The 13,439-nt window shown below is 36.1% G+C and carries 8 protein-coding genes; 1 reads left to right on the forward strand and 7 read right to left on the reverse strand.

Going from position 1 to position 13,439, the window contains the following annotated elements; genetic code table 11:
• Positions 1–2 precede the first annotated feature (2 nt).
• The 4 genes from GJJ64_RS06280 to GJJ64_RS06295 are packed head-to-tail and all read right to left on the reverse strand — an operon-like array spanning position 3 to position 5,194.
• Positions 3–764, reverse strand: coding sequence for a rhamnogalacturonan acetylesterase (locus GJJ64_RS06280; RefSeq protein ID WP_154286826.1), 762 nt, complete (start codon positions 762–764; stop codon positions 3–5).
• 9 nt (positions 765–773) lie between these two features.
• The gene (locus GJJ64_RS06285; protein WP_154286827.1) at positions 774–1,775 is read right to left on the reverse strand and encodes a glycoside hydrolase family protein; all 1,002 of its coding nucleotides are present in this window, start codon (positions 1,773–1,775) and stop codon (positions 774–776) included.
• A complete protein-coding gene (locus GJJ64_RS06290) occupies positions 1,775–3,307 on the reverse strand; it encodes a glycosyl hydrolase family 28 protein (RefSeq protein WP_154286828.1) in 1,533 nt (510 codons plus the stop codon). The genes GJJ64_RS06285 and GJJ64_RS06290 overlap by 1 nt, the downstream gene beginning before the upstream one ends.
• Positions 3,308–3,328: 21 nt before the next feature.
• Positions 3,329–5,194, reverse strand: coding sequence for a rhamnogalacturonan lyase (locus GJJ64_RS06295; RefSeq protein WP_154286829.1), 1,866 nt, complete (start codon positions 5,192–5,194; stop codon positions 3,329–3,331).
• A 171-nt stretch (positions 5,195–5,365) separates the two neighbouring features.
• On the opposite strand from GJJ64_RS06295, the gene GJJ64_RS06300 reads away from it, so the two are divergent.
• Positions 5,366–6,994, forward strand: a complete 1,629-nt coding sequence (locus tag GJJ64_RS06300; RefSeq protein ID WP_195759235.1) for a right-handed parallel beta-helix repeat-containing protein — start codon at positions 5,366–5,368, stop codon at positions 6,992–6,994.
• Between the two features lie 21 nt (positions 6,995–7,015).
• Here GJJ64_RS06300 and GJJ64_RS06305 read toward each other — a convergent pair whose 3' ends face one another.
• From GJJ64_RS06305 to GJJ64_RS06315, 3 genes are read right to left on the reverse strand one after another with little or no spacing between them, the layout of a single operon-like run.
• On the reverse strand, positions 7,016–9,142 hold the full coding sequence (locus GJJ64_RS06305; RefSeq protein ID WP_154286830.1) for a hypothetical protein: 2,127 nt from the start codon (positions 9,140–9,142) through the stop codon (positions 7,016–7,018).
• The gene (locus tag GJJ64_RS06310) at positions 9,143–10,567 is read right to left on the reverse strand and encodes a glycoside hydrolase family 28 protein (protein WP_154286831.1); all 1,425 of its coding nucleotides are present in this window, start codon (positions 10,565–10,567) and stop codon (positions 9,143–9,145) included.
• Positions 10,568–10,589: 22 nt separating this feature from the next.
• Positions 10,590–13,436, reverse strand: a complete 2,847-nt coding sequence (locus tag GJJ64_RS06315; RefSeq protein ID WP_154286832.1) for a glycoside hydrolase family 2 protein — start codon at positions 13,434–13,436, stop codon at positions 10,590–10,592.
• Between the last annotated feature and the right edge of the window lie 3 nt (positions 13,437–13,439).

A 13,439-nucleotide genomic window follows, 5' to 3' on the forward strand; every position in this document is an offset into this window, starting at 1 on the left:
GATTATTTAATTAAGAATTTTTTCAATCTCTTTTCTGATGATGCTTTAATACCTTCTACAATAGATAGCGCATTAATTCTTGCACCTTCTTTATTGGTATGGGTATGATCGCCTGCAAAGAAATCTTTCACTTTATCTGGCCCTAAAGCATCATATTTATCAGCAGTTATAGCATTTAAATCAATAAAAGTAACATCTTCTTCTTGCGCTACTGTTTTTGCCCATAAACCAAAATCCTTATCTACACGTTTCACTTTTCCATTAGCCCATTGGTTACGTGGTATCATAGATAAAACAATAGGAATAGCACCTTTAGCTTTACTTTCTGTGATGAACTTTCTGAGGTAATAACCATGCGTATGAACGGTTTCTACAGTTCCGTCTTTCCAGGTAAGGTTAACGGTCTCTTCGCCAGTGCCACGTAAAACACCACGATAACCTGCTTTAGAAGTATCGGGTTTACTACCATCATTATGTCCAAATTGCATTAAAACATAATCTCCTGGCTGTAAACTATTTACAACTTTCTCCCAACGTTGTTCTTTAACAAAAGTACGGGTGCTTCTGCCTGCCATAGCGTGGTTTTTAATAGTTACTTTGGTAGAATCAAAAAAAGTTGGTAAAAGACTACCCCAACCCCACTGGGCTTTATCATTATTTCTTACGGTAGAATCGCCAATTAAATAAATGGTTGGCTTATCTTGAGGTTTAAAAGCAATTAAAATGGCAAAAAAACTGGCTAATAAAAAAGCAAACTTTTTCATCTTCATACGTTAAGGTTTATTTAGGTTTAAGTTGAGGTAAACAGGTGCGTTTCTATCACAAGTGATGATGCCGTTTTCGTATTTTAACTCGGCAACTTGTATGCTGCTTCTTCTTTGTTCATAAGTATCTTTCCCTTTATTTTCTGGGGTTTTGCCTGGGTGAGTAAAGTAAAAAACATAAGCTTTATCACCTCTTACTACAACATCGGGGTGACCACCTATAACGCCATCATCTACACCTGTACCAGGCTTTTCTAGTATGTTTTCTGCTTGTTTTTTCCAGTTGAGTAAATCTGTTGAAGCGTAAATTCCTAACCCACGCCACATATCTACCACCATCCAATATTTATTTTTCCATTTAAAAACTTTAGGTCCCTCGCCACGGGTGGCAAGTGCTTTGCCTTTATCTGTCCAGTTGTATAAATCCTTACTATCTGCATAATAAACAGATTTACCATCGTTTTCATTATTATACCACATACGCCATCCGCCTTCAGGCAAAGGAAAAACACAGGCATCAATAACTTTATCTTTAGCAAGTTGAAGCTTACTTTCAAATTTCCAATCTAGCAAATTGGTACTGGTAAGGTGAAGTATATATCTTGGATGTTGCCAATCTTTAAAAATACCGGGCACATAGGTTAAATACATATGGTAAAGCCCTTGATGTTCTATAACCTCTGGTGCCCAATGGGTATAATCAGCATCTCTATAATTGATATTAGCAGTATCTAAATAGTTCCATTTAGCACCGTTTACAGATTCTGCAATACCTATTCTGGTACCATGTACCCAAGTTACTCCGTCTAAATTTGAAGCATTTGCTCTTCTGTTGGTGTAAAACATAAGCCATTTTTGGGTGTTTTTATTAAAGATAAGCACCGGATCTGCAGCACCGTCAAAAATAGGGTCTCTAAAAAGTGGTTTATCTGCCTGTTTTAATTTGTTTTTTTGAACAAAACAGGATGAGAAACTTAGTATAATTATTAAAAAGCTTAAATAACGAACCATTAATATGAGATTAGTTTAGAGTCAATAATTTTAAAATCTGGTTTGTTATTGTCTACTGTTTTAATATCCTTGAAGACGATTTGCTCACCATTTTTAATTCTGATAATGGTTTGAGCTGGTAAGTTCAAATCTTCAAAAAGGATATTTCTTGTATAATGCTTTTCGTCTTCAAAACCATTAATATCAATTAAAACTTTTCCTATTTCTGCTTTCGATAAATCTAGGTTTGAGAACTCCATATCGCTAAACTGAGCTAAAACTGGAGCTGCCTCACCATCATTATTATAATTAACTGCGGTATATAAAGTTATTTTAAGTAACTCACAATCTTTAACAATTACATTTTTTACATAACCACCTCGATCTTTAGTAGCTTTTATTTGTAAACCGTGGTTTAAGTTTCCAATTTTACAATCCTGAATAAAAACATCGCTCACTCCACCAGACATCTCACTGCCTATAGCTAAAGAATGCCCTTTAATGAAATTACAATCGGTAATGCGAATATTTTTTGTTGGCCTACCTACATAATAGCCTTCCGGATTTTTACCTGATTTAATTGCAATACAATCATCTCCAGTAGAAAAATCACAATTAAAAATATAAGAATCAGTAGAGGAATCAGGGTCTACACCATCGCCATTTCTTGCTGTACTTATAATATTCAAATCATGTAAGGTAATTTGATTACTATAGATATAGTGTATTGTCCAACAAGGAGCATTCTCTATTTTCAAACCCTGAATATTGATGTTTTGACCATTCATGATACAAATTAACCTTCCTCTGCTTCTTAAACCATTTGCATCTATCATGGCTTTACCCAAAGGAGAACCACCTCCGCTAATGGTGCCCTCACCAGCGATACTTAAATTACGTACATGATATATTTCTTTTCTATCTAACTTACCTGCATTAATTAAGCTAGCAAAGGTTTCCATTTCCCAACCTTCAAATCGGTTGAGGATAAATGGTTTATAATCATTAATTTCCTTAGTACCTTTTAAGACACCTCCTTTAGCGATGTATAATGTCATATCACTTTTAAGATATAGAGCCCCACTTAGAAATTCACCTGCGGGGATATAAACAGTACCGCCTTTTGAACAAGCATTAATGGCCTTTTGTATGGCTAATGTATTTTTTGTTTTTCCATCGCCAATTGCTCCAAAATCTAAAACATTATAGGTTCTACCTTTTTTTAATGTTTTACAAGTTATTTGATTGCTGGCTGATGACAAACTACCATCAACATTTTTAGCCAAAATATAAAAGGTATGCTTACTATCCGGACTTAAATTCTTAATGGTATAATTTGTTTTTGATGATTCGCCAATCAATTTTCCGTCCATGTAAATACCATAACTTTTAGTGCTTTGATAGTCAATAGGTTTATCCCATAAAAGAGTTATTGTAGTGGAAGTTATACTTGCTTGTGGTGCAAATAGATTTCTAACTGCTGAATTTGAAGCAAAGGAAGAATTTATAAAGCAAAATAAAATAAAGGATAAGCTAATTCGTCTAAGTATCATAGAATAAAAAAGTTAATGATTTTAATTTTTTAGTTTAATAAAAGGTTTAGGCGCTGGTTTCATCCCTTTACCCATATAAAAGCCTGTGTGAGGTGGTTGGTTATAGCCAACATTTTGCCAAGCAATGCTTAAACGGTAATGCGGGTCATGCATTAGGGTATATTGTCTTATAGAGGTAGGGATAGTTGTGGTATAGATGCGTAGTTCTTTATTATCAGCGCTACGAAGGATGAGTTCTTCTCGCCAATCGCCTAAAATATCAGCAGATAATGAGGGGGTAGATTTTGTACCATTGTTAGACACAGCACCATCGGCAGTGAAAATTCTGCCTTTGCCATATTTCTCTATATAATTTCCATTAAGGAGTTCTCTGCTTAAATCGCCATCCCAATAAATTAAAAAATTAGTTGAGCGAGGTGCCAAACCTATTTTTTCTCCTTTTATCGTATATAAATCTGGAGAACCAGACCACCACATTTGAGCACCTACTCTTGTGGTATCAATATTTGCAGCTACGCCTCTACCAATATCCTCGTTATCAGCAGATTTAAATAAAATTTTACCTGTAGCAGCTTCATAAAGGGCAACACCAGGACCAGTAGTACCTTCTTCTATTTCATGTACACCAAATACCTCTAAGCCGGGATGATCAGGATCTAAATCGCTTACATGAAGGGCGTCTCCGTGTCTTAAACCTGTTGAGTATAAACCTTTACCGTTATCATCAACCACCATAGCGCCAAAAACAATCTCATCTTTCCCGTCTTGGTCTACATCAGCAACAGATAAATTATGATTTCCCATCCCTGAGAAAGGATTTTTACCATCTTTAGAATCAAACACCCACCTAGAGCTTAGTTTTCCTTCTCTAAAATCAAAAGCGGCTAAAACGGTTCTGCCATAATAGCCTCTACCCATTACCAAACTTGGGCGCTGTCCATCTAAATATGCTACACAAGCAGTAAATCTGTCTACTCTATTTCCCGTCCTATCATTACCGCCATTTCCACCAACACCACCCCAGGCACCAATATCTCCTCTTGAAGGAATATAATCTACTGTAGCTAAGGCTTCGCCTGTTTTACCACTAAATATGGTTAAAAACTCAGGACCTGATAAAATTTTACCATAAGTAGGCGCTCTTTTATTTAAGGTGTCTCGCCAATCTGCCTGAGCATCGCCAATAACTTTTCCTTTCCCATCTGTAGTGCCATCTGCTGTTTTACAAGCAAATTCGGCTATGCCATCACCATCTAAATCATATACCATAAACTGGGTGTAATGAGCGCCTTCTCTGATGTTTTTTCCGAGATTAATTTCCCAAAGAAAAGTACCATCAGACTTATATGCTTGAAAGATGGGGGGATCTGTTAAACCTGCCGAGCTATTATCTCTGCCCCTACCAGATTGATGTAAAATAAAATCATATTGGCCATCGCCATCTAAATCTCCAACAGATAAATCATTAGGAACGTAACCCGTGATATTTTTTAAAGGGATAGACAAATAAGGTTTTTCTTCGGCGTTAGCGGCAATGGTAAATTCGCCTTTTTCTGTTTGTTCTTTTTTGTTAATAATACTTTTAACAAACCATGTATTTACTTTGGTTTCTTTAGCTGTAGAATCTATAATACAAGTAGCGCCTGTTATAGGTTTAGCATTTATTTTAACAGGCTGTTCATCACCAGATTTTCTGTAAACATTAAAAGCTACATCAGGCGCATCGGTACCTAAAACACGCCAACTCACAAAATAATGATGATTACCCTTATAAATAGCCACTACACCGCGGTCTAGTGCCTCCATTTGCCTTTGTGCAAACAAGAAATTTATGGTAGCAAAAAGAAATACATGCAGTAAAAAATATTTTTTTAGACGTATAGTCATGTAGTTTTTTTATAAAGTATAATTGGTAGCTCCAAAATATAAATTTAAAAGGATGCAGGCATCATGCACCATCCTGAAAAGCTCTTATTAATTATTTACTTATCAGGATGAAACAGGATGATTAATCTCTTGATTATTGACAATTTGCTTCAACCAATTGTTAAATTTCTCATGTTTATAAAAACACCAAAATACTTCCTCATTCTAGTATTGAGTTTATTTTATGCACAAAGCTTTGCCGCTAAATATTATGTTGCACCCAATGGTAGTGATACCAATACAGGAACGATAAACTCGCCTTTTTTAAGTATCCAAAGATCACAAGATGCTGTAAGCGCTGGTGATACGGTATATGTACGTGGCGGGACTTACATGATGACGGAAAGCCAAATTGCTTTAAAATCTAGCATTTTTGCTTATGTAACTTACCTTAATAAAAGCGGAACAGCTGGAAAAATGATTAAATATTGGGCCTACCCCGGAGAGAAACCCGTATTTAATTACAGCAATGTTAAACCTGCAAATTACCGGGTACATGCCTTTGAAGTTGTTGGCTCTTATATCCATTTAAAAGGTTTAGAAGTTGTGGGTGTACAGGTTACTATTCTTACCCATACTCAATCTATTTGTTTTGAAAACCAAGGGAGTTATAACATTTATGAACAGCTAAGTATGCATGACGGACAAGCTATTGGCTTTTACTTAACCAAAGGTTCTAATAACTTAATTTTAAACTGCGATGCTTATAATAATCATGATAATGTATCAGGAAATAAATTAGGCGGTAATACTGATGGTTTTGGTAATCATCCATCATCTGCAGCGCACACAAATAATATTTTTAGAGGTTGCCGAGCTTGGTTTAATAGTGATGATGGTTATGATTGTATTAGTGCCGAAGCGCCTACTGTATTTGAAAACTGCTGGGCCTTTTATAATGGATATTCAACAAATTTCACCAGCTTAGGCGATGGAAATGGCTTTAAAGTTGGTGGTTATGGTTCTTCTCCACTTAGTAATTTACCAGCCATAATCCCCAGAAACACTACAAAATCTTGTTTAGCTGTTAAAAATAAAGCTAATGGCTTTTATGCTAACCACCACTTGGCTGGTAATTATTGGTACAACAATACCGCTTATCAAAATGGTAATAATTACAATATGCTTAATAGAAAAGCTGCTAATAGTACCGATTATTTGACTGATGTACCTGGCTATGACCATGTGATGAAAAACAATTTGGGTTTTGCGGCTAGAAGCAGTGAGACTACACAGATAGATGCACCAAAGTGCGATTTAACTTTTAACTATTTCACTTTGCCTGTTACCGTTAGTAGTAGTGATTTTGTAAGTTTAGACCTAGCACAACTAACCCAACCGAGAAAAGAAAACGGCGATTTACCCGATATTAATTTTATGAAATTAGTTTCTGGAAGCGATTTAATTGATGTTGGTATTGATATTGGGATTGCTTTTGAAGGTGCTAAACCAGATTTAGGCTATAGAGAGTTTAAATCTATTACCACCGGAATAGAAAAATACCCTACTTATAAAGGCTTTAAATTATATCCAAACCCAAGTCAGGATTCGTTAAACATAACTTTACCCAACCAAAGTGAAACTGTTGTTTTAAAGGTTTTTAGTATGGATGGTAAATGTGTAAAAGAGGAGACTTTAACTATCAAAGAGCATATACGAATAGATATTTCTAAACTAGCTCAGGGTTCTTACATCTTAAACCTAAGTTTAAAAAAGAACAATGCCACTTTAGTTAGTACAAAGTTTATCAAGAACTTATAATTTAAAATAGTGAAGGTTTTATTAAAACATCTTTTTAAAACCTTCACTTCTAACTTTCCAAGTACCGTCTTTTGGAAAGCCTATATTTGGCGTTTCGTGGCCATCCCAACCGGCGCACATCAAAGCTATTGCTGTTAATAAACCTCCGTTTCCGGGAAGATAAATTCTTAATCTATCATCTTGATAATTATGACCATTTACCAAATAAGTATTGGTCTTTATAGGCATCAATAAAGCATCTATAGCTTTATTTGGCATACCTAAGCGGGTTGCTGTCATGGCAGTCATCGGAAAATCCCAACCCCAGGTATCATTCCAAGTCCAGTCTTTTAGGATAAGCTCAAAAGTATTTTTCATGATGCTTGTATCCACCATACCTGTTTGTGGCAACATTCCAAAAGCACCTAAAACAGAAGGATGATCGGTTTTATATTTTGGGTTGGTATAAGAATCTATTGCACTTTCTGTAGCTAGATAAACATGGTTTTGAACGGGTAGAGGCGCTAGGTTATTCATCACCATATTCCACTTTTCATTTTCGGGTAAGCCTAAGCGTTTCCTCCAAGTTTGAGCAGTTTGTAAAGCCCATTTCCAATAACAAAGTTCATAGGTAGGATTAAAAGTTTCCTCGGCTTTAAAACGTTCTTGTGCGGGTATCAAAACCGGGCCTAAATCGTACTTTTTTGTTTTGGGATTTAGATGTGCAAAAGAAGCCATAAAATCTGCGGTAGCAAACACTAAATCTTTATAACGATGTAAGATGCTATCACTAGGTTTATCTCTGTACAATAACTCGATAAAAGTAATGGGATGCGGCTGTTGCCAAATTAACATAGCACCAACACTAGAAGGCACCTCGGCACCTTCATTATCTGTCATTTTTTGCCACCTCACACCATCAAAACCTTGCCTTGTGGCGATAGCTTTTGCAGTGTCTTTTACTTTGAAATACCAATCGGTACTTTTTCTTAAAATATCTGCCCTTCCCCACAAAGCAAAATGTACCGCATGCCACCAGTGCATTTCTAGATGGGGTTTTCCAAACCAACTATTATAAGTTAGGCCAGTTTCTTGTGGTGGATAATTACCAGCACATTGTATTTTAGTAAGGTATTGAGATAAAATAACTCTTCTCTCCAATTCTTTGGCTCTGATATCGGTACTGCCAGAAAAATCTACTGTGGCACCACTTTGCCAAAAGTTTTCCCAAGCGTATAAGTTGCTTTTCTTTAACTCTTGAAAAGCTATGGGTTTAAAATCATTTGTTTGAGAAAATCTTACAGAAAGCTCAAATGAAGCTATTGATGTAGCCGGACTTAAAACAAATTCATGCTTATTTTGCTCTTTCAATTGTGCTTTACCGCTCCAATCTAAACTTGTAAAATAGCTACTTCCTTGTAATTGATGCTTGATAGAAGATGTAGAAATAGTTTTCTTAACTATTTGAGTTTGATGTTTTTCTGCCTCACCGTAATAATTGCCAACATCTATCCATTCACCATTTGGATATGGAAATTTCAATCTTACTTTTAACCGCCCTTTAGTAATTAAAGCAGATTGAACACTCACCAAAACACCATCTTCATTTTGGTTAGCAATGGTTTTAACCTGCACTTTTTCCCCATCAACTTCATATAAAGAGCTAATGGTTCCTGTATACATGTTTAATTCCTGATGGATACTTTTTATAGCAGAAATACCGAGTTCTTTACCTAATTTATCATAAAATACAAAGCCTAAATTACCTAGTTGTAAACGGTGTTTATTTTGTCTAAACCAATCAGATGCTTGTTTAGCTTTCGCCGATGTATTGTTTTGAACAGCATAAGTAACCGTTCTACCATATTGCTGATAGGCTTTAAAACTATCTTCTAATTGATGACCCGCTGTATTTTTAAAACTATCCCATGCCCATTCTGCCTGTGTACCAAGTGGCACACCTTCAGCATAAAAATCCGGAAAAGTTTGTAAGCCGGTAACATCAACCGTCATCGCAAATTTGCCATTACCAACAGTTAAAGAAGCTAAAGCGTCTGCATGTTCTATTTTTACGGTATGACGCTCTACCAGAGCTTTACGATCTATTTTTTGTGCATACAGAGCAGAACCACAAAACAAGAGAACAGTTATATAAAAGAATTTCATCATTTAAAAATCTACTTTGATAGATTTTTCGACTTTTACTTTTGAGTTATCTTTTGCTTTAATGATGATGTTTTTAAGTATCCAATCTTTAGCATAAGTTACAGCACCAGCCATTTCAACTTCCAAATTAATATTGGTGAAAGTAAAGTTCTCTACCGGCGAGCCTTCTAAACCCGCAACATTAAACGCTCTTTTAATACCCACACCTTGTACATTGCTAACATGGATATTCCTGAAAACCGGGATGCCTTTTTCAGCAGGCTCTACCCTATTTAGCATTTTTTGCCAATGTACAGGCACTTCTTCATACTTGTATTCTTTTGGTAAGGTAGAATAGCTGTAAGTAGGATTCCAATTTTTACCAATTTGGAAGGCAACGGTTACGCTATCCATTTTTAAGTTTTTGAGGTAGATGTTTTCTACACCACCACCACGTGTTAAAGCAGATTTGATGCTTACCCCATTTGAAGTACCTAAGCCAGTTAAATTTTTGGCTAAGATATTTCTAATCATCCCTGAGGTTTCGCTACCAAAAGTGATTAAGCCTGCACCACGCCTTGCAATATTATTTTGGATAACCACATATTCTGTTGGGCGATTTACCCTTAAACCATCCCAATCTCTACCGGCTTTTAAGCAAAAATTATCATCATTACAGTCGATATCACAATTTTGTACCAATACCCACGATGAAGAATCAATATCAACACCATCTGTACTTGGGCCTTTACCTTTGGTATTATTTCTAATGATTAAACCATCAACCGTTACATAAGTACTGTATAAAACTTGTACACTCCAAAAGCCGGCTTCAAGAATTTTAAAGCTTTTCAATTCTATATTTTGGCTGCTTTGCACCAATACGGTTCTTGGTCTTTTAGCATCGTAATCTACAATCCATCGTAAACCTTTAGGTTCATAGGCTTTACGCATGCTCCAATATAAATCCCAAAAAACTTTTCCTCTTCCGTTAATAACACCGTTACCCGTAATAGCAGCATTTTTTTGCTCTATAATATTTACCAGAGCTGCTGGCCATTTCATCTCCATACCTGCAATACGAGTATCAATTAAAGGGTAATCTTCTATATTTTGGCTACCTATAAGTTCTACATCGGCATCAATCATCAATTTAACACCACTTTTAACAAATAGAGAACCTGTAAGGTATTTACCAGGTAATAATTTAACCACACCGCCACCTGCTTTTTCGCAAGCATCTATAGCTTGTTGTATAGCTTTGGTACTTAAAAAAGTTGTATCGGCTTTTGCACCATAAGTATTGGCTATAAACTCTTGTTTCTTAAATTTTAATTTAGGAGAACCTACTTTTTTTACCCAAGACGGGTCTTTTTCTCCGGCTAAAGCCAAAAAACTTAAAGATAAAAAAGCTAGTAACGTATATATTTTGATGATATTGATTTTCATTATTAAAGTTTAAATTCTGCTATTAATCTGTTAAAATATTCACCTTAGGCATCACAAAATTGTTTGGCTTGTCTGATGGTTCTAAACCGAAAAAGAAGTATAAAGTACGTTTTTGTTCACCTGCAAATTCATTCATTTCTCCGGCTGGGCCGTACATCTGCGGACGAGGTGTAATTCTTAAACCCAATTTACTTCCCACGGCTGGTATACCTTCTAGAAAAGAAATATCGCCAACAGGCAAAGCTGGATGTGGCTGAATGCCAGATAAACCATAAAAATCAAACAACCTTACAAACAAATCTTCTTGTGGCGTAGCAATGGTAAATTTCCCCTCTACGGTATTCATCTGCAACCAAGTGATATTTGAGTAATAACCTTTAAACTCCGGAAAAACCCACGGAGCAGAACCTGTTTGGGTATTGTTATTAAAATTCTCCCATGTATTATAGGTAACACCTTGTAAACGGTTTTTCCAAACCCTAAAAGGCCCTTTGCCTAAAAATTTAGCTCCTAAAACATAATTTTCAGGGTAATTGAAGCTGATACCCGCAAAAGGATACTTTCCGTTTAAAGCAAAACTATAATCCATTTGTAGCCAACCACTTGGGTACATCGTATATGTTACGGTTTTCATATCGCCGGTATATTGTACTTCTATTATGGCTTTATCTCCTTCTTCGCGGTATGCTATTTTAGCGAAAGTAGCATTACCACTTACTAAAACTGGCCCATTTCCAAAAGATATAGCTGCGCTTTTATCATTGGCCAATCCTATCAATCTACCTGTGTTTTTACAAAAGCTTACGCTGATTTCGCCACCTTTTAAAGTAATTAAGCTATCTTTTTCTGTAACTGTTGCTTTTGCGCTTAACTTAGTTTTTAACAGCGGATTAATAAGGTTTTCATTGGTTTGGATTTTCCATACCCAACGGTAAATTTCCTCGCCATGTTGGTCTTTTGCAGTAAGGGCTAAAGCCTGATAGCTTTTCCAATCGGCCGGTAAAGGAATTTGGAAGCTACCTTTTTCAAATGGTTCTAAGTTTGGCGCTATGGCAGTACCACTTTTTAAAACTTTATAACCTGCTGTTTTATCTTCCGGAAGGTTAAAATTTAACAATTCCCAGCTTAGTTTGCAGGTATTTAAGTTGGTGAAATTGTATCGGTTTTCTACCTCAATTTTACCATCAAAATTGGTTGGGAGTTTTTGAAGCACTATTTTAAAAGGCGAGTATATTTCTTTGATAGCATTGTAACTCCCCTCTTTTTCGCGGTGTGGCCCCAATAAACCATCCGGGGCATTTACGCCATTGGCATCTAACATCCCATTTCTATCGGTACGTACAATGGCTTCATCGGCGAAAGCCCAAATAAAACCGCCCGCACCTTTTTTGGCGTTCCAGTGTAAATCCCACATATCAGACAAACCGGCAGCACCAGCACCATCATCTTGTGCATGCATAAATTCTGTTGGCATGTAAATGTTGGTATCGGCAAGTATTTTTTGAGTACTGTTATAATCTTCATAATGGTTACAATCTATACCATTAATGGCATTACCAGGCCTATGGTGGCCATGAATAACCGTACGTTTTGATAAATCATACTTAGCATAATCATCAATCAAACTAAAGTTATGACCACCTTCATTTCCATTGCTCCAAAATAAAATAGATGGATGATTAGCATCTCTTATCACCATTTCTTTTACCAAAGGCTCGCCAGCTTTTGTACTGTATGCTTTTTGCCAACCTGCTAATTCATCTAAAACATATAAACCTAAGGAATCACAATAGTTTAAGAAAGCTTTATCTGGCGGATAGTGCGAGCATCTTACAGCATTCATATTCATACCTTTGATTAGTTTCACATCTTCTAAATCTAATCTGGCATTTACACTTCTACCCGTTTCTGGCCACCAAACATGCCTGTTAACACCTTTTAACTTGATTTTCTTACCATTAACATAAATACCATCTTGCTTTCTTACCTCAATAGTTCTGAAACCAAACCTATCTTGTGTTTGATGAATGGTTTTACCTGCTTGGCGTATATAGGTTTTCACCTGATAAAGGTGTGGTGTTTCTGCTGTCCATAAAGCCGGATTTTTAACTGTTGTTTTTAGTGTAACAACAGAATCTGCTTGCTTATTAATTTGCTTTGCAGAACCTATGGTATGGCCTTTTAAATCGCTAATTTCTGCAACTATTTCTGCACCTTTTACAGGATTTTTAAGGTGTACATTCATAGCAAAACTACCATCCGCTTTAGCGTCTATAGCTGTCCAATCTATATGTTGCTTTGGCGATGCAGCTAAGTAAACCGGACGATAAATACCTCCAAAAATCCAATAATCTGCTAAACGCTCTGCATTGTTTACAGAGTTATCTGCAGACATTTTACTTACCGTAACTTCTAATAAATTAGCTTGACCATATTTTAGCTTATCGCTGATATTATATTTAAATCTATAAAAAGAACCTTGATGAATTGCCCCGGCAGATTTACCATTAACCTTCACTTCAGTATCTGTCATAGAGCCTTCAAAAACGATGTAAACATCTTTCCCTTTCCATGCTGCTGGTACAGTAAACTGATGCTTATACAAGCCCTTTTCATCGGCAAAACGAAAGTTTTTACCGTATGTAACATAATCTCTTCCGTAATTATATTCGCCAAAACCTTGTTGCTCCCAATGACCTGGAACGTTAATTTTTGTCCAAAAACCTGCTTTTCTACCTCCGGTACACCAAAAATCCCAAGCTACAGTTTGCTCATTATCTTTACCAGACAAGTATTGGATTTGCGTTTGCATTTGTGCAAAGCTTTGTAAAGCGCAAAAGGTTAAAAAGCATAAAAATAAGTTCTTCATCTT

This window comes from Pedobacter puniceum (assembly GCF_009674685.1).
GTDB lineage: Bacteria > Bacteroidota > Bacteroidia > Sphingobacteriales > Sphingobacteriaceae > Pseudopedobacter > Pseudopedobacter puniceum.